General features: G+C 62.7%; 12 protein-coding genes. 8 read left to right on the top strand and 4 right to left on the bottom strand.

The genetic code is table 11. The features are described 5' to 3' along the window. Positions 1 to 5 precede the first annotated feature (5 nt). Entirely contained in the window at positions 6 to 1,139 is a 1,134-nt protein-coding gene (gene mutY, locus P9228_RS20685) for an A/G-specific adenine glycosylase (protein WP_095800286.1), read from the bottom strand. A 31-nt stretch (positions 1,140 to 1,170) separates the two neighbouring features. Here mutY and P9228_RS20680 point away from each other — a divergent pair, with 31 nt between their 5' ends. From P9228_RS20680 to smc, 3 genes are all read left to right on the top strand, one after another. Further along, positions 1,171 to 1,671 carry a DUF721 domain-containing protein gene (locus P9228_RS20680; protein WP_067327870.1) on the top strand — a complete coding sequence of 167 codons (501 nt, stop codon included), beginning with the start codon at positions 1,171 to 1,173 and terminating at the stop codon, positions 1,669 to 1,671. A 197-nt stretch (positions 1,672 to 1,868) separates the two neighbouring features. Continuing rightward, on the top strand, positions 1,869 to 2,597 hold the full coding sequence (locus P9228_RS20675) for a DsbA family protein (RefSeq protein ID WP_067327871.1): 729 nt from the start codon (positions 1,869 to 1,871) through the stop codon (positions 2,595 to 2,597). A 60-nt stretch (positions 2,598 to 2,657) separates the two neighbouring features. Continuing rightward, positions 2,658 to 6,116: a chromosome segregation protein SMC gene (smc, locus tag P9228_RS20670; RefSeq protein WP_278055277.1), complete on the top strand. Its 3,459-nt coding sequence runs from the start codon at positions 2,658 to 2,660 to the stop codon at positions 6,114 to 6,116. A gap of 29 nt (positions 6,117 to 6,145) precedes the next feature. Here smc and P9228_RS20665 read toward each other — a convergent pair whose 3' ends face one another. Continuing rightward, complete coding sequence (locus P9228_RS20665) at positions 6,146 to 7,858, bottom strand: HAD family hydrolase (protein ID WP_278055275.1); 1,713 nt, start codon at positions 7,856 to 7,858, stop codon at positions 6,146 to 6,148. Between the two features lie 929 nt (positions 7,859 to 8,787). Between P9228_RS20665 and P9228_RS20660 the strand changes: the two genes are divergently transcribed. The 5 genes from P9228_RS20660 (at position 8,788) to P9228_RS20640 (ending at position 15,045) form a co-directional block, all read left to right on the top strand. Continuing rightward, positions 8,788 to 10,170: a calcium-binding protein gene (locus tag P9228_RS20660; RefSeq protein ID WP_095823789.1), complete on the top strand. Its 1,383-nt coding sequence runs from the start codon at positions 8,788 to 8,790 to the stop codon at positions 10,168 to 10,170. Between the two features lie 589 nt (positions 10,171 to 10,759). Then, complete coding sequence (locus P9228_RS20655) at positions 10,760 to 12,493, top strand: type I secretion system permease/ATPase (protein WP_164748217.1); 1,734 nt, start codon at positions 10,760 to 10,762, stop codon at positions 12,491 to 12,493. Beyond that, positions 12,486 to 13,817, top strand: a complete 1,332-nt coding sequence (locus P9228_RS20650; RefSeq protein WP_067327876.1) for an HlyD family type I secretion periplasmic adaptor subunit — start codon at positions 12,486 to 12,488, stop codon at positions 13,815 to 13,817. The genes P9228_RS20655 and P9228_RS20650 overlap by 8 nt, the downstream gene beginning before the upstream one ends. 256 nt (positions 13,818 to 14,073) lie before the next feature. Then, positions 14,074 to 14,310 carry a hypothetical protein gene (locus P9228_RS20645; RefSeq protein ID WP_067327877.1) on the top strand — a complete coding sequence of 79 codons (237 nt, stop codon included), beginning with the start codon at positions 14,074 to 14,076 and terminating at the stop codon, positions 14,308 to 14,310. A 108-nt stretch (positions 14,311 to 14,418) separates the two neighbouring features. Continuing rightward, positions 14,419 to 15,045 carry an arylsulfatase gene (locus P9228_RS20640; RefSeq protein WP_336618891.1) on the top strand — a complete coding sequence of 209 codons (627 nt, stop codon included), beginning with the start codon at positions 14,419 to 14,421 and terminating at the stop codon, positions 15,043 to 15,045. A 43-nt stretch (positions 15,046 to 15,088) separates the two neighbouring features. Here the strand turns inward: P9228_RS20640 and P9228_RS20635 are convergent, their stop codons facing one another. Next, positions 15,089 to 16,078 (bottom strand): membrane dipeptidase, encoded by a 990-nt coding sequence (locus P9228_RS20635; RefSeq protein WP_278055270.1) that lies wholly within the window; start codon positions 16,076 to 16,078, stop codon positions 15,089 to 15,091. Between the two features lie 310 nt (positions 16,079 to 16,388). Continuing rightward, on the bottom strand, positions 16,389 to 17,603 hold the full coding sequence (locus tag P9228_RS20630; protein WP_278055268.1) for an ABC transporter substrate-binding protein: 1,215 nt from the start codon (positions 17,601 to 17,603) through the stop codon (positions 16,389 to 16,391). Positions 17,604 to 17,611: the final 8 nt, after the last annotated feature.

Raw genomic sequence — 17,611 nt, 5'->3', positions numbered from 1 at the left:
TCCTTTCAACGCGGGCGCAGCGGGGCTTGCTTTTTGGTTGCGCCCGGTATCGCTGCCTCGATTACCTTTTTCATGACGGTGGGCAGCGCTTCCCCGGGAATTTCGTGGGCTAGCGACCAGAAATGCCCGTTGGGCGCATCACCCCTGATGTGGGCATGGAAGACGTCGAGTTCGAGCGCGAAATGGGTGAAGACATGGCCGATCCGCCCGGCGCGCCGCCAGTCGGCCGAAATGGGCGCTGCGTCCGCCGTCGTAGCGCCGTCGGCCCGCGCCGTCCACGCCGTGGTCGGCACCTCGGTCATGCCGCCGAGCAGCCCCTTGTCCGGCCGTTTGCGCAGCAGGATGGCGCCGTCATCGCGTTGAGCGACAAAGGCAGCACCGCGCCTGAGCGGCTTGTCGCCCTTGGGCAGGCGGACTGGAAAGCGCTCCGGATCGCCTGACAGGATCGCGCTGCAATCCTCGCGCAGCGGGCACAGCGTGCAGCGCGGCCGCCGCGGCGTGCAGATCGTTGCGCCGAGATCCATCATCGCCTGGGCGAAATCGCCGGGCCTTGCACGTGGCACGAGCTTCTCGACCAGCGCTCGGATTTCCGGCTTGGCCTCGCTGAGCGGCGTCTCCACCGAATAGAGCCGCGAGATGACACGCTCGACATTGCCGTCGACGACGGCGGCAGGCCGGTCGAAGGCGATCGCCGCGATGGCGGCCGCCGTGTAGGCGCCGATGCCCGGCAATTCCTTCAATCCCGCCTCGGTGTCGGGAAAGCGGCCGCCCCGCTGCGCCACGAGATCGGCGCAGGCTTTGAGATTGCGTGCCCTCGAGTAATAACCGAGCCCGGCCCAGGCCTTCATGACGTCCTCGGCCGGCGCTGCCGCCAGCGCCTCGACGGTCGGCCATTTCTCGACAAACGTCCGGAAATAGGCTTTCACCGCCTCGACCGTGGTCTGCTGCAGCATGACCTCGGAGAGCCAGACGCGATAAGGGTCGGGTTTTGTCCCACGCGAGAACGCACTCGGCGTCACGCGCCAGGGCAGGTTGCGGTGATGCGCGTCGTACCAGGCAAGCAGGCGGACGGCGATGCTGCTATCTCCGGATACGCACTTCTCGGCTGCGGCCTTGCGGGTCTGGTCTTGCGGTGCCATTGATCGGGTGAGTTAGGATCGGAGAACGCACATGGCAGGGAAAAGGCCCTTCGGCAATCCCGTTCCGGTGAGCGATCTCGCGACCGAGATCCTCGATCCTGTCCTGAAGAAGCGCGCCGGCATCTCGATCGGGCTGGTGCAGTCCTGGGAAGAGATCGCCGGGCCGCGCCTGGCCAGCCACTCGCGCCCGGAAAAGATCCAGTGGCCGCGCCGCCTGCATGAGGACGATCCGTTCGAGCCGGCGGTGCTGATCATTGCCTGCGAAGGCATGGCGGCGCTGCATCTTCAGCATGAGGCGGGTGAGGTCATCAACCGCGTCAACGCCTTCCTGGGTTTCAACGCCATAGGCCGCATCAAGATCCTGCAGAAGCCGGTCCTTTCGGCGAAAGCGCGGCCGAAACCACAACCGAGGCCGCTCAGCGAGGCCGAGAAATCGAAGCTGGCGCGAACGGTCGGCAAGATCGAGGATGATGGCTTGCGCGCTTCGCTCGAGCGGCTCGGCGCGACCATCCTCGGACAAAAAAAGCCCTGAGCATGTCTCCCGAAAGTTCCGGCGGTTTCGGGAAAAGTCGTGGAGCGCGCTGCAAAATTGTCGTCAATATCGCATATTCGTGATCGCGCCCGAAAAATTTGGCGATTGGATTGGGGATGCCGATGCCTTAATTCGCGCCAACTCTCGCCTTTTCTAGCCCTTGCATTGCAAAATCCAACCGATATCAGGTGATTCGCATGAACCGCTCTTTGTCTCGCAGAAACCTTCTGACCACGCTGGCCGCCGTTCCGGCAGTGGCGCTGCTTGCCGCGTGCAGCGACTCGGGTGAAGAGGCAAAGGCGGCCGATGTGAAGCCCGCCAATCCGTCGACGCCAGCCAAGCCTGCCACGCCCGCGGCCGCTCAGGTGCCGGAAGCGCAGGGCACCGTCGACATGGCGGAACTGCTCAAGCCCGGCGCGTTGCCCGACAAGCAGCTCGGCAAGGACGACGCCAAGGTCACCATCGTCGAATATGCCTCGATGACCTGCCCGCATTGCGCGCATTTCAACGACACAACCTTCCCTGAGCTGAAGTCGAAATACATCGACACGGGCAAGGTGCGCTATATCCTGCGCGAATTCCCCTTCGACCCGAGCGCCGAGGCCGGCTTCATGCTGGCGCGCTGCGCCAAGGACAACTATTTCGCCATGGTGGACGTGTTGTTCAAGCAGCAGCCGAGCTGGGTCGGCGTCAGCAACACCAAGGAAGCGCTGCTGCAGATTTCCAAGCTCGCCGGTTTTACACAGGAGTCATTTGAGGCCTGCTTGACGGACCAGAAGCTTCTGGACGATGTGAGAGCAGTCCAGAAACGCGGAGCGGACGAGTTCAAGGTCGACTCGACGCCGACCTTCTTCATCAACGGAAAGACCTACAAAGGGGCGATGTCGATTGAGGAAATGTCGGCCATCATCGACCCTCTGCTCTGACGTCCAGGCCGCGCCGAAGCTGCTTGGCTACGGCATGTCGGTCTTTGCGGAGCGGCGCGAATGAAGTTTTCGCGCCTTCGCCTCCTCGGTTTCAAGTCCTTCGTCGAGCCCGGCGAGTTCGTCATCGAACGCGGGCTGACCGGCATTGTCGGGCCGAACGGCTGCGGCAAGTCCAACCTTGTCGAGGCGCTGCGCTGGGTGATGGGCGAAAGCTCCTACAAGAACATGCGCGCGTCCGGCATGGACGACGTGATCTTTTCCGGCTCCGGCACGCGGCCGGCGCGCAACACCGCCGAAGTCACGCTTTTCCTCGACAATTCGGACCGCACGGCGCCCGCCGCCTTCAACGACGCCGATGAATTGCAGGTGTCGCGCCGCATCGAACGCGAGGCGGGCTCGCTCTATCGCATCAACGGCAAGGAAGCGCGCGCCAAGGACGTGCAGCTGCTCTTCGCCGACCAGTCGACCGGCGCTCGCTCGCCCTCCATGGTCGGCCAGGGCCGCATTGGCGAGCTGATCCAGGCCAAGCCCCAGGCGCGCCGGGCGCTGCTCGAAGAAGCCGCCGGTATCTCCGGCTTGCACACGCGCCGGCACGAGGCGGAGCTTCGGCTGAAGGCGGCCGAACAGAACCTCGAACGGCTGGACGATGTCGTCGGCGAGTTGGAAAGCCAGATCGACAGCCTGAAGCGCCAGGCGCGCCAGGCCTCGCGCTTCAAGAACCTGTCGGCCGACATCCGCAAGGCCGAGGCGACGCTTCTGCATCTGCGCTGGACGCTGGCCAAAACTCAGGAAGGCGAAGCGCGTTCGGCGCTTGCCGTTGCGACCACGCTGGTCGGTGACCGCGCCGCAGCCCAGATGGCCGCTGCGAGGGAGCAGGGCATCGCTGCCCACCGCCTGCCCGACCTGCGCGACGCGGAAGCGGCCGCGGCGGCGGCCTTTCAGCGCCTGTCGATCGCCAAGACGCAGATCGAAGAAGAGGCCGGCCGCATCCGCTCGCGCCAGGCGGAGCTGGAGCGGCGCCTGCAACAGCTCGATGCAGACATCGCCCGCGAGGAGCGGATGGTGCGCGACAATGCCGACATTCTCGAGCGTCTCCGCGCCGAGGAAGCCGAGCTCAATTCGGACAATGCAGGTGCTGCCGAGCGCGAAGCCACCACCCGCGCCGCCTTCGAGCAGGCCGGCGCGACGCTCTCGCAGAGCGAAGCCAGGCTTGCCGCGCTGACGGCCGAACGCGCCGAGGCGGCCGCCTCGCGCCACCAGATCGAGCGCACTTTGCGTGAGACCGCCGAGCGCCGCGACCGCTTCGCTCGCCAGCTTGCCGAGGTCGATCGCGAGCTCTCCGATATTGTGGCGCGCATTTCCGGCCTGCCCGATCCCGCCGAGAAGCGGCTGCTGGTCGAGGACGCGCTTGCCCGGCTGGAAGAGAGCGAGCTAGGCGCCATCGCCGCCGAGCAGGCGGTCGCCGAAGCGCGCGCCGCCGAAAGTGCTGCCCGTCCGCCTCTGCAGGATGCCAAGGCCGAATTGCAGCGCATCGAGACGGAAGCGCGCACGCTGGCCAAGATACTCAACGCCGCGAGCGGCGATCTCTTCCCTTCGGTGCTGGAGCAGATCAGCGTCGAGCGCGGCTACGAGACGGCACTTGGCGCCGCGCTCGGCGAGGACCTCGACGTGCCGCTCGACCGCAGCGCCCCGGTGCATTGGGGCGAGAGCGCGGTTAAACCGGGTGACGCGGCGCTGCCCAAAGGCGTGAGGAGCCTGGCGAGTGTGGTCCGCGCCCCGGCACAGCTTGCCCGCCGCCTGGCGCAGATCGGCATCGTCGACGCCGCCGATGGCCGTCATCTTCAAGCGCAGCTCGCGCCCGGCCAGCGGCTGGTCAGCCGCGACGGCGCGCTCTGGCGCTGGGACGGCTTGACGGCCAGCGCCGATGCGCCGACCGCTGCGGCGCAGCGGCTGGCGCAGAAGAACCGCCTGGCGGAGCTCGATGCCGAGGCCATGCAGGCGACCCGCGTCGTGCGCGAGGCCGAGGAGGCGCTGGCGCGCGCCGAGCAGGCGATGCGCCAGGCGAGCGAGGCCGAGCGCAACGCGCGTCAGGCCGGCCGCGATGCCCAGCACGCACTGGACGACGCCCGTAACGCGCTGGCCGAGGCCGAGAAGGCCGGCGGCGAGCTGGCGAGCCGCCGTGCTGCCTTGGATGACGCCCGCGCGCGCATCGTCGACAGCCATGAAGAGACGCAAGCCGCTTTCCTCGAAGCCGAGGAGATTCTCAGGGACGCGCCCGATCTCGGCGACCTGCAGCTCCAGCTCGAGCAGGCCTCCGCCAGTGTAGCTCGCGACCGCGCCACGCTTGCCGATACGCGCGCCGTGCATGACGGCCTGCGGCGCGAGGCCGAAGCGCGCATGCGCCGGCTCGACGCGATCGGCACCGAGCGCAAGAACTGGCTGGAGCGGGCCGAAAACGCCTCGACGCAGATCGCCGCGCTTGGCGAGCGCAAGGCTGAGGCCGAAGCTGAGCGCGAGCGGCTGGCCGACGCGCCCGACGAGATCGACGCCAAGCGCCGTGCGCTGTTGAGTCAGCTTTCCGAGGCCGAGGCGCTGCGCCAGGCCGCCGGCGATCGCCTGCAGGAAGCGGAGACCAAGCAGGCCGAGCTCGACAAGGCGGCGACCGCGGCGATCCAGTCGCTTGCCGAAGCGCGCGAGACCCGCGTCCGCGCCGAGGAGCGGCTGACCGCAGCCGACGAACGCCGCGCCGAGGTCGAGGCGCGCATCCAGGAAGCGTTGAACACGCCGCCGCATCTCGTCATCAAGCATACCGGGCTAGAGACCGACGATCCGACGCCGGACATGGCCGAGGTCGAGCGCCAGCTCGACCGGCTGAAGATCGAGCGCGAGCGGCTCGGGGCCGTCAATCTGCGCGCCGAGGAAGAACAGAGGGAGCTGTCGGACCGCCTGGAAATCATCGTTTCCGAGCGCGAGGACATCATCGAGGCGATCAGAAAACTGCGCCAGGCGATCCAGAGCCTCAACCGCGAGGGCCGCGAACGCCTGCTGTCGGCCTTTGAGGTGGTCAACGGCCACTTCCAGCGCCTGTTCTCGCATCTTTTCGGCGGCGGCACGGCCGAATTGCAGCTGATCGAGTCCGAAGATCCGCTGGAAGCCGGCCTCGAAATCCTCGCCCGCCCGCCGGGCAAGAAGCCGCAGACCATGACGCTGCTCTCCGGCGGCGAGCAGGCGCTCACCGCCATGTCGCTGATTTTTGCCGTCTTCCTTACCAATCCGGCGCCGATCTGCGTGCTCGACGAGGTCGACGCCCCGCTCGACGACCACAATGTCGAGCGCTTCTGCAATCTGATGGACGAGATGTCGAAGACCACCGAGACGCGCTTCGTCATCATCACCCACAACCCGATCACCATGGCGCGCATGGACCGGCTGTTCGGCGTCACCATGGCCGAGCAGGGCGTCAGCCAGCTGGTCTCGGTCGACCTGCAGGCGGCTGAGGCGATGCGCGAGGCGAGTTGAGGGCGGCTTGGCGTCCGGAACCGACTGAGTTACCTCTCCGGTGCCGTGGCTGGCGCCGTGTAACGCCGGCGCACGGCCTCCAGCACGCGCTTGCGGCTGTCCTCGGGCGATAGACGCTTGTCCTTCTCGGCCTCTGCCGTCTCGCGGGCGAGTTCCTTGTCCCTGATCTGTTGGCGGAACCATTTGGAATAGTCGCCGGCGCGCAGGTGATATTCCCAGGTCTTGTCGTCGATGCCTTCTGCCATTTGGGCGAAAATAATCAGGTTGTGGGCTCTGAGGTTCATCGCCTTTTCCGGCCCCGTGAAATAGAAACTGCCGGCCTCGTCGAGCTCGCCTTCGGCATATTTGCGGCTGTGCCGCTTCAGCGATTGGTGGGGTTCGATCGCCTTGACCGTGAACGGCTTCTTGCCGTCCTGCGGCCGCCACAGCAGAACCCGGTCACCCTTCGGCGAAGGAATGCTCTTGGGCGCCTCCAGCCCGGCCTCCTTGCAGAAGGTCTTGATCACGCTCTTCGCCTTCGGACCGAGCGCGATGACCGCCGTCACCAGGCGCAGGACCCCGGTCGAAATCGCTTCCGGATGCACGGTGATCAGCACCGTGCCCGGCAGCTCGAGCGACAGCACCGCGCGCGTGTCCTCGCGGCGCCTGGGCAGAAGGTGATGCGCCTCGTCGATGATCAGCCAATGCGGCCTTGCCGTGCGGTAGCGGACGCTGCCGAGGCCTGGCAGCAATTCGGCAAAGAAGTCGGGCCGCTCGTCGACCTTCAGCGCCAGCCCGTTGACCACGATATTGTTGCTAGGCTTTTCGATCAGCTCCAGCAATTGTTCCTTGCTGGGTGTAGTCGAGCCATCACCCAACGGAACGGCGCCCTCCAGTCCGTCATAGTCGCCCTCGGGATCGAAAATGCAGAACTGCAATCCCTGTTCGGCAAGCCGCTCGGTGAGCGCTGTGGCCAATGTCGACTTGCCGATACCGGAGCTTCCGGCGATCAGAACGGTCTCGACGGGCGACAGATAGACCTTCTTGCCGTTGGCAGTTCCCAGCAGGACGCCGCGCAAGCGCTTGCGAGCTATCAGATGATCCTGCTTTATCAGCTTGCCGATCAGTTCTTCGACACCCTTGCCGCGCGCCTCCCTCGTGACGAGGTCGGCGGTTTCCTTCACGGCGGGCAATGCGTTGGCGACGGCGATGCTGCAACCCGAAGCCCTGAGGAAGGCGTGGTCGTTCTCGGCATCGCCGATGCCCACCACATTATGCGGCGACAATCTGAGGTCCTTGAGCGCAGCCGCCAGTCCGGTGGCCTTGTTGATGCCTGAGGGCAGGATCATCACCGCGCCCTTGTTGAAGATGATCTCCAGCTCAAGGCCGAGCTCCTTGATGACGTCGAGCACGGTGGCCTGGTGCGGCTCCCAGGTGGCAACGATCGAGCGGCCGACCGAGAGCGGCTTGACGCCGCGCTTCTTCAGTCTGTCGACGAAATCGGCGGAAGGCGAGGGCGAGATTGTTTGCTCTTCTTCGCTCGCCGGCGTGTAGATCAGCGCGCCGTTTTCGGCCACCACCTTGTCGAATAGCCCGACCTCCGGAAACACCTCTTTGAGATCGGGCAGTTCGCGGCCGGTGACCAGGATGAGCTTGCGGCCGGACTTCTTCAGCTTCTTCAGCGCCGACAGCGTGCTGGCGGTGACCAGTCCGTCATGCGCCAGCGTGCCGTCGTAGTCGGTGGCCAGTGCCATGAAATACATCGGGTGATCCTCTCCGCTGCCGGTCGCTCGGTCCGTCTGGAACAAACAACGTCTGTCGGCGGAAAAGGTTTAGGCCGGCGCTTTCGCCTGCCTGGCGAGAAACCTGGCGTGGAGAAATGCAACTCATCGGAAAGAGAGAAAGGTTGGCTGGGTTCTGGAAAGGCGGGGCGTTTCTGGTCTTTAGGTCTGTTTGGGGTCGGCGCGTTGCTCCTGTGCCCTCTTGCAGATCTCATCCAATTTTTTTCGGACCCGGTCGTTATCGAACAACAGCCTGGCGCGTGAGAATCCTCTGCTACGAAGCTCCCATTCGATGGCAAGCCATCCTTCATAGTCGCCAGATAACGCAAGTTTCCCGGCTTCGCGCCACATAAGCACGTCACGCTCTCGGGACACACCCTTTCTCCGTGCTTTTGCGCGAAGCATATAGGAGGTCGGGCCGATATTGTCGAGGGACCTGCCCCACAGCTCGCCGCGACCAGAGCACGGACTTCCACTTCATATTGAGAGAGCGTGATGTCGAGCTGACGCAAATATCGGTCAGTTCATTGCCGGGCGCTCGACATCCCGGCGTGCGTTCTTGCCCCATAACTCACGGACGAATTTGATCGTCTCGCCAATCGTCCGGATTTCGATGATTTGCAACGATGGAACCCGTGCGCACCGTCTCCGCTCATGGACTGCTCCTGCGAGGCCGGTGGGTTTTGGAGGTGGCAAGGGATCGAAAGCCGCGTTGAGACCACTGAAGAGAATCCGCGCTGAAATCGCCGCGCCACCCAATTCCCGCGAGAGATATATTGTTACATTTTGAGACACTTTTTTTAAATTTTGTGATTTGCTCCATACCGCTAACCTGGGCTCTTTTGGCCGCGAGCCATTCGGGCTTCAGGCATGTTGGGCAGAAAGGGTGGGGGTGTGAAAGGTCGCCAAGAATGGCCGATACGAATACCATTGTCTTGAGCGGTGACTACGGCTACCGCCAATATAAAGCATCCGGTCTCCCCGCCGACACCACTATCGATGCCAGCAAAGCCTCGTGGATTGTCGCCAATCAGGGAAGCTCCACCAACCTCTATCCCTTCGCGGTCGTCAACCCCGGCGACAACCTCGTGGCGTCGGGCGGCACGATCAACGGCACGGTCTCCCAAACCGGCGCCTGGGAGGACGTTTACGTCAACTCCGCCGCAGTCCGCGTGAATTCAGCCCACAACTTTGTCATCGACGACTGGACGATCACCAAGCCCTGGGATGGCATCCGTGTCGGCGGCACTGGCACCTTCCTCATCGAGGATACCTATGTCGGCTACTCACGAGACGACGCGGTCGAGGACGACGACGTCATCGGCGGCACCATCCGGGATTCGCTGTTCGACCACGTGTTTTCCGGAGTGAGCCTTGGCGACGGTGACGTCGATGGGTCTGACAACACGGTCACCATGGATGGCATGCTTCTAGGCATGGGAGAGTATCTTCGCAAAGGCGAGATGACGCACGGTTCGCCGTTCAAACTGGACAAGGGCACAGGCGCTGACGATATCGTTCCCAGCTTGCGCTTCATCGACTGCGTGGTGGCGATCACCGACGTTGACCACAACGGCTTGGAGCGGGTGCAGCGGGCCTGGGACAAGACGGTCGAGTCGCACGGCAATTACTATCTCAACCTCTCCGACACGCCACTGCCGGCGGATTATCCAATGCCGCCCGCCGGCTGGACGGTCCTTCAAGGCCAAGCGGCCCGCGATTACTGGGCCAACGCCAAGGCGGCCTGGCATGCAGCCCATGACGGGACGGACCCGCTGCCGTCATCTCCGACCGTGCCGACCGACCCGCTACCGTCATCTCCGACCCTGCCGACGGACCCGACCCACGGAACGACCGGGAACGATACATTTGTCGGCACTGCCGCGGCCGATACCTTTGATGGCCTGGCTGGCAACGACACATTGCGGGGCAAGGGTGGCAACGACGTGCTGACCGGCGGCGCGGGCCACGACACCTTTGTGTTTGACACCGCCTATGGCGCCGGCAATGTCGACACGCTGACCGACTTCGACGCGGTAAATGACGCGCTCTATCTCGACAACGCCGTCTTCACCCAACTCGGCGCCGGTTCCTCGTCCAGCCCGACGCAGGTGAACTCGTCGTATTTTGAGTTGCGAGAACACGCCACCCATAGCAACGATCACCTGCTCTACAACCGGGCCACGGGCGTCTTGTCCTATGATCCCGACGGCTCGAGATCGGCCCCGCAGGTGGAAATCGCCCACCTGGAGCCCGGAGCGGCACTGACCTATCACGACGTATTCGTCGTTTGATCGTTCATGCGATCGGACCATGGCATGGCGAGGGGCGGGCGCGCCCCCCGCCGTGCCTGGTTCCGACGGTCACCGATCAGAAAGGCGGCGGACGCCGATCAAGTTGCCATAAACGTCGGCCACATTGATCGCCGCGGATGCGCATGCGCCGGCCTTTGCGGTCGGCGCTGCCATCACCAATTCCAAACCGATCGGGCCGATGGCGGCGACACCATTATCGGCGGCCAGCTTGCTGCGGCGGCGGCGCTATTATTGGAAAACATGTAGCAACCAGAGTTTCACGCCGCCTCGTTCGCAGACGTCATTTTCACTGCCAGCAAACGATTGGCTGACTAGGGCAATTTCGAGGTTTGGACGATTCAATTCTCTGCTTGAGAATCAGACGCTTAGCCCCATCCTGGATTGGTGGTTCCTGGCGTCCCAGCCGAACTGGATGCCCGGTGGATAACTTCCGGTGAAAGTGAGGCTAGGCTGTCAAAAGGTCGCAAGCGATAGCGCGGCTGCTTGGCATGATATATAAACATTGTCTAAAATGATCGCTTAACCAAAAGAGACGATTTCGGGGATGCCCAGTTACACGAATAGAAGGGTGCTGTCGAAGAGCGTGGTCGAAATGGGCCTGTTCTCCGCGGTGATGAACACCCTGGTGCTAGTTCTGCCTCTCTACATGCTGCAGGTCTATGATCGGGTGTTGCCCGCCGCCAATTTGGACACGCTCACCTACCTAACATTGCTTGCGCTTTCGACGCTCTTGCTCTTCGGCGTGCTCGAAGTCGTGCGGGGTGTATACGCAAGCCGGCTCGCGGCGCGACTGGATGTCTCTTTGGGCACATCGTCTTTTCTCGCTGCAATGAGTGGCCCTCGCGCTGGCCTCGGCGATGTTCAAGCCTTGCGCGACTTGGCCACTGTGCGAGGCTTCATCGCTTCGAGAACGATTTTCTTTCTCTTCGACCTTCCTTTCGGGCCGATTTTCGTAGGCCTGCTCTATTTCATCCATCCGCTGCTCTTCCTCGTGACGGTCGTCGGGGCGGTTCTCATGGTCGCCATCGCCATGCTGAACCAGGTCGCGAGCTCGCGACCTGGCAAGGAGGCGGCGGAGAGTCTCAACGCCTCGATGAATTCGGCGCAGGCTTTCGCCCGAAACTTCGAAACCGTTCGAGCACTTGGCATGGTGTCCAACGCGATAGAATTCTGGGGCACCCGTTTTTCCGGCTCTCTACACGCCTCGGATGGGCTCGCTCGCATCAATTCGTTTTATGGCGGTGTATCGCGCACCACTCGTTCGACACTGCAGATCGCGATATTGGGGGCCGGCGCTTATCTGGTTCTGCACAACGAGATGACCGCCGGTATGATATTTGCGTCCTCGATGATTTCGGCGCGCGCTCTGCAACCTCTTGATCAGATCATTGGGAGTTGGCGGCAGATCATCGACGCCAATCTTGCGTGGAAGAGGCTTTCGGCTCTCCGGTCCGGGCTCGACAACCAGGAGAACGTAGCATTGCCGGCTCCTGAAGGAGCGCTAAGCGTGGAGCAAATAGTCTATCATCTTCCGGGCGCGGCCGATGGCTCGCTGCCGCTGATCAAGCGCTTGACCTTTGAGGTCGCCGCCGGCGAGACAGTCGCGATCGTAGGGCCGAGCCAGGCTGGAAAATCGACTTTGGCGCGCCTCATCGTCGGTGCGATCGCGCCCCGCTCTGGGGCGATCCGGATCGACGGCGGCGATATTCGGAACTGGGACCCGGAACAACTCGGCCGCCATATTGGCTACCTGCCGCAAGATGTGGAACTCTTCCCGGGAACCATCGCGCAAAATATCGCGCGGTTCGAACCGAATGCGCCCAGCGAGAAGTTGGTTCAAGCAGCCCAGCGGGCCCAAGTGCATGAGCTCATCCTGGGTCAGAGGGATGGCTACTCGACGCTGATCGGCCCGACCGGCGTTCGCCTTTCGGGTGGCGAGCGTCAACGCATCGGGCTTGCTCGGGCCTTCTACGGCGATCCCAAGGTGCTGGTTCTCGACGAGCCCAATGCAAATCTCGATTCCAACGGCGAAGCCGCGCTCGAGCGCGCGATTAGCGGGGCGCGTTCACGAAAAACGACCGTGCTTGTCATAACCCATCGGCCCTCTCTCGCTTCCAAATGCGATCGCGTATTGATGCTACGCAATGGCCAGGTCGAGATCTACGGTTTGACCAAGGGCGTGCTCGATAGACTTGTCGAGCGACGCGCCCAAGCGGGGTGGCCCGCAGCCTCTCAGTCGCGCGAAGGAGTGGTGCCTTTCCCCTCATCTGCTCGAGGCGAGATAAAGGTCGCCAATGACTAGCCAAGCCATCGGCGCCAGGACGTATAGCTGGCAGCGCAACGTCGATACACGCACAGATCGCATCACGCTGGCGGGGTATGCAAGCGTGTCCGTTTTCTTGCTTGGCTTCGTATTCTGGGGCGCAATGGCGCCGATTGCCGGAGCAACGATCGCGCCAGGAGTGATTGCAGCAGCTGGACAGAATGTCATGATCCAGCATCTCGAAGGTGGCGTGGTCAGCAGCGTCAAGGCTCGAGAAGGTGACAGAGTCTTACGAGGGCAGGCGCTGATCGTGCTCGATCCAACGGTGGCGCAGTCGCAGCTCAACCGAGTCCTCAAACAGTGGGTCGCACAAAAGGCCGAGATCGCGCGGCTCGAGGCAGAACGGGACGGCCTGGAGAAAATCGTCCTGCCCCGCGATTTAGGCGCCTACTCAGACGCGTCCGAATTCAGTGACGTCTTTGCAGAGCAAACCAAGGAGTTCCGGGCTCGGCTAGCGCGCTATGGCGCAGATCAGGAGATCCTTAGGGAACGGGTGGCAGCCCTTCAGGAAGCTGTTGCCGGCTTGAAGGCGCAAAAGGATGCTGCGGCAAACCAGCTCGCGATCGTCAATGCCGAGACGGAACGCAAAAAGCACTTGCTCGACAAGGGACTGACAAATCGTTCCGAATACACCGATCTTCTGCGCAGCACCGCCGAGTTGGTAGGTCAGGAGGGATCGCTGGAGGCGCAAATCGCCAGCGCGGCCACCCAGATCGTGGAAGCGCGCCAGCAGATTGAAAGACTAACAACCACCCGGGTCGAGGATGCCGTCACGGAATTGAACAAGGCCCGGGTAGAGGTGGCCGACCTTGAGGAACAAATCAACGCCGCTCGATCGGTCCTGGTGCGAACGACCATTCGTGCCCCGGCGGACGGCATCATCGTCCGCTCTCTCTACAATTCCGAAGGCAGCGTCATTCGTGCTGGCGAGCCTGCGATGGAGCTTCTGCCGACGAAGGAACTTATCGTCGAGGCAAAGATCAAGCCTGAAGACATCGATTCTATCCGAGTCGGCCAAGGCGCGAACATGATGTTCACGGCCCTGAACGCACGGACAACACCAAAAGTGCCGGGAAAGGTGTTCTACATTTCGGCGGACCGGCTGACCACTCCCAGCACTGGACAGCCCTATTACACCGTGCGGCTTAAGATGGCCGACAAGCTGCCACCGCAGGTCAAGCCCGAGCAGATCTACCCAGGCATGCCGGTCGAAACCTTCATTTCAACTGGCGAGCGAACGTTTCTGAGCTATCTGACCAAGCCGCTGGTGGATTCGTTCCAGCGCGCCTTTCGGGAAAGATAGGCCCGATCCTGCCTCCTGCGGCCGTCAACCTTACCCGAAGTGGAACTCTTCCGCCGGATTATGCGCAACCGGGTTCGGCCACTCACGGTTCTCGGTTTTCATGGCCAAAACGTCGCACGCTCGTAGCGCTCGAGGCGACGGGCTTTGTGATGGCTGTCTCGCCACGTGATCGAGGGCAAGGGCGATCACTTATTGGGTCTGCGGTCGCCTTCCTCCCTCCTTGCCATGGTGAGCTGGCCTCGAAAGGATAAGCGGGATGATCCCGCCCATCGCGAGAGTGTCGATCTCGAAGTACCGCGGTCCCTTGCACCCGGACGGCATCGAGATGCATCTCGACGACAGCATCTATCTCGGCGACAAGCGGGAGTACCGTCTGCGCCGTGGCGACTTCGTCGCCAAGGCGCACGGCGCGCGGCAACTTGCCTCGGGCAATGTATGGGCGCGGATCCCTGCCGAGAGCGTATGGGTCTTCGCGGCGGCAGCCCCGAAATAGTCATCGGTACCAACGCCGCTTGCTCTCGGGGCGGCCTCGTTTATCATTCGGTCTCGCACAATGACGTCACAGCCTCGCATTGCCCTGATCCATGCCACGCCCATCTCGATGGAGCCGATCAGATGGGCGTTCGAAGCGGGATGGCCTGGCGCCGAAACCGTCAATATCCTCGAGGACAGCCTGGCAGTGGACCGCGCCAAAACCGCTGACCTGACGAGCGACATGGTCCGGCGCGTCGAGGCCTTGGCCAGCTATGCCCGTTCGATCGGAAGCGATGCCGTGCTGTTCACCTGCTCGGCGTTCGGGCAAGCGATTGAACAGGCCGCGGCGAAGCTGGACGTTCCGGTTCTGAAACCGAACGAGGCCATGTTTGAGACGGCGATCCGCCGTGGCGGTCGCACCGCAATGCTCTACACTTTCCCGCCGTCGAGGGAAGGAATGGAGCAGGAGTTCCGGGACGAAGCCGCCCGTATGGGCCAAGCTGCCACCATCACGAGCTATTTCGTGCCGGGCGCGATCGAGGCGGTGCGTGCAGGAGACGTGGAAACCCACAACCGGCTGATCGCGGCTGAAGCCGCCAAGCTGAAGGATTTCGATGCGATCGTCTTGGCACAGTTCTCCATGGCGCGCGCGCGGGATGCGGTCAAAGCGGCGACGAACATCCCCGTATCGACCAGTCCGGATGCGGCCGTCGCGAAGCTGCGCGTCCTTCTTGGCGCGGACCAACCCGCCTGACCAAAAGAAGGTCCCACGGAGCGCTCGACAGCTGCTCCGGTGGTTATTTCCAGATTTCCCGGGCAAGGCGCATGAAGTTGCCGCCTATGACGTCGCGGACCGCTCCTTCCGGCTGACCGCGACGAAGCAGAACCTCGGTCAGCTCTTTCATTTGGGCTGGTGCCGAATAGGTCGTTTCTCCCGCATATTCGCTCTTCGGCCAGAAATGCGGATTGCTGGCGATGATGTCGTCGATGCCTTCGATCTCGACCGGGAAAGCATGGTCGAGGCCGATGCCAACATGGCGTGGGCCAGCGAGATCGATCAGATATTCGACATGGTCGGCCAGCCGTTCGGAATCGGTGCGCGCCTCGCCAAGGAAACGACTGAGCCCGACAACGCCGACGATGCCGCCGGTGCGGGCGCAGGCCTTGATCTGCTCGTCCGTGATGTTGCGACCGTGGGCGCAGAGCGCTTTCGGATTGGAGTGCGAGAAGATGACCGGTCGGTCCGTGTACTCCATCACGTCCATGGTGGTGCGATAGCCGGTGTGGCTCACATCCACGAACATGCCGAGGCGGTTCATCTCGTCGATCACCTGCCGACCGAACGCGGTCAGACCCGGGTCTTCGTCATGGCATCCGCCGCCGGCAAGGTTGTTGCGGTTATAGGCGAAAAGCATCTGGCGCACGCCAAGGCCATGGTAGAACTCGACCATCTCAATCCGGCCGTCCAGGGCGTTCATGCCTTCGATGTCAAAGGTGACCGCCAGCTTGCCTTGCGCCTTGGCAGCGAGGATTTCGTCGGCCGACGAGACCAGCACGTAGTGGGCGGGATGCGTCAGGATCCAGTGGCGGAAGCAGCTGAGATTGGTTACCGTCATTTCCCAGGACAGAAGATCGAACCCGACATCGATGGACAGATAGTCGACACCGGCGTCTCGCCAGATCCGCAGGTTGTTCAAGTCCGCGGCAGGATCCGGCATGAAGCCGGAATGGGCGTCCCAGACGACTTCGCTATCGAGAATGGACCGGGCTCTGGTTTGAAGGTTCATTGCCGTTCGTACCGGAATTTGCACCAGCCCCAATCTCTACCATACTGGCTAGAATGGGGAAGTTGCGTCCGGTACGCAGAGCAGGTGCAAACTGCCTGAAGCTGGATCTGCCGTCACGCGCAACGGAATCCGGATTCGCCTTCGCCAGCATCTTATGCCGAATGACTTCCGGCAAAACGGATCGCAGATAGGACTGCCGACGATATTGTCGGCCACGAATCGCTCAAACAAATCGAAATTCGTCCTCGCGAGAAAGGCGCCCGCAAAACGCGGACGCTCGCAGCCGGCAGCAACCTGTGTCGATCGTCCGTTACTCTTCCGTCTTGCCCTCGAAATCCAGAAGCTTGCCAACAGGCACGTACTTCTGCCCGTCGAACTGATAGAGCTGCAGTGCCTCAATCGGGAAAATATCGGAGCCGGCTTTGGTGTTCAGCTTGATCCCGTCCAGCAATAGTGGATCGTCCCACTTCTGCATGTTGAAGACGGTGTCGAGGAGCTCAGCCCGGGTCGGCTTCTTCATGTGCTCGAGCGCCTTCACAAGAGCATCGCCGGTCGCGTAGCCGACCTGTCCGATCGTGTTGGCGAAGACGAAGTTGACCTTGGCCGCGGCGATATCGTCCAGATACTGGTCGATGCCCGCATCACCGGTTTTTTCCGGGCTAACGATCGGTTTCAGGAAATTCGAGGTGATGATGCCCTTGGCGTTCTCGAGCCCCACCGCCTGCAGGATCGGGTAGGCCGAGGAAAGGTTGGTGACGAGCGTCAGCGGCTTCCAGCCGCTCTCGGCCTGGAAGCGGATTGCTTCACCGCCTTGTTGCGGCGCGGCGATGATCACCAGCGTATCGGCGCCGCAAGCCTTGAGCGCTGTCAGTTGCGTTTCGACGGTCGGATCCTGCGAAGTCACCGGTTGCCGATCGACGACCTTGACGCCTGAGCCGTCGATGGCCTTGTCGAAGGCCTTCATGAAGGTTTCGCCGGTCTCGGTGTTGAGATAGAGGAGCGCGACCTTTGCCTCGGGCTTGTTGTCCTTCAGATAAGTGGCGAACGACGCCGCCTCGGTCGAGAAGGCCGGGACGAACCCTATTTCCTCGTGCGGCGCGTTCAGCTTGTGGACGCCTGAATACATGAAGACATTGGGCACTTTGCGTTGTTCGATATAACGTCCGATGGCGACATTGTTCGGCGTGGCAGCCGTGCCGACAAGAGCGAAAACTTTGTCCTGCTCCACCATCTCGCGCACATTCGCAAGCGTTCGCTGCGGATCGAGCATGTCGTCCTTGATCACGAGCTCGATCTTGCGGGTCTTGCCGTCGGACATCTTGACGCCGCCGTGGGAATTGGCGGCCTCGACCCGGGCGCGGATGCCTTCTGCGACCGCGCCGACGACGGCGACGGGACCGGTGAGCGGACCGGTGATGCCGATCTTCACGGTGCTGTCGGTGATGCCCGGTGTCTCGTCAGCTTTCGCCGGAGCGACACCGACGGCCAGCGCAAGTATTGCCGCCGTCGCAAGCATTCTTGGCATACATGGTC

The sequence above is a fragment of the Mesorhizobium sp. WSM4898 genome, from assembly GCF_029625845.1.
Lineage (GTDB): Bacteria > Pseudomonadota > Alphaproteobacteria > Rhizobiales > Rhizobiaceae > Mesorhizobium.
This window is presented reverse-complemented; position numbering and strand designations above follow the sequence as displayed.

Bases quoted from the DNA above. Each gene is read 5' to 3' on its own strand.
- mutY (WP_095800286.1), bottom strand. From the start codon at position 1,139: ATGGCACCGCAAGACCAGACCCGCAAGGCCGCAGCCGAGAAGTGCGTA.
- P9228_RS20680 (WP_067327870.1), top strand. From the start codon at position 1,171: ATGGCAGGGAAAAGGCCCTTCGGCAATCCCGTTCCGGTGAGCGATCTC.
- P9228_RS20675 (WP_067327871.1), top strand. From the start codon at position 1,869: ATGAACCGCTCTTTGTCTCGCAGAAACCTTCTGACCACGCTGGCCGCC.
- smc (WP_278055277.1), top strand. From the start codon at position 2,658: ATGAAGTTTTCGCGCCTTCGCCTCCTCGGTTTCAAGTCCTTCGTCGAG.
- P9228_RS20665 (WP_278055275.1), bottom strand. From the start codon at position 7,858: ATGTATTTCATGGCACTGGCCACCGACTACGACGGCACGCTGGCGCAT.
- P9228_RS20660 (WP_095823789.1), top strand. From the start codon at position 8,788: ATGGCCGATACGAATACCATTGTCTTGAGCGGTGACTACGGCTACCGC.
- P9228_RS20650 (WP_067327876.1), top strand. From the start codon at position 12,486: ATGACTAGCCAAGCCATCGGCGCCAGGACGTATAGCTGGCAGCGCAAC.
- P9228_RS20645 (WP_067327877.1), top strand. From the start codon at position 14,074: ATGATCCCGCCCATCGCGAGAGTGTCGATCTCGAAGTACCGCGGTCCC.
- P9228_RS20640 (WP_336618891.1), top strand. From the start codon at position 14,419: ATGGAGCCGATCAGATGGGCGTTCGAAGCGGGATGGCCTGGCGCCGAA.
- P9228_RS20635 (WP_278055270.1), bottom strand. From the start codon at position 16,078: ATGAACCTTCAAACCAGAGCCCGGTCCATTCTCGATAGCGAAGTCGTC.
- P9228_RS20630 (WP_278055268.1), bottom strand. From the start codon at position 17,603: ATGCCAAGAATGCTTGCGACGGCGGCAATACTTGCGCTGGCCGTCGGT.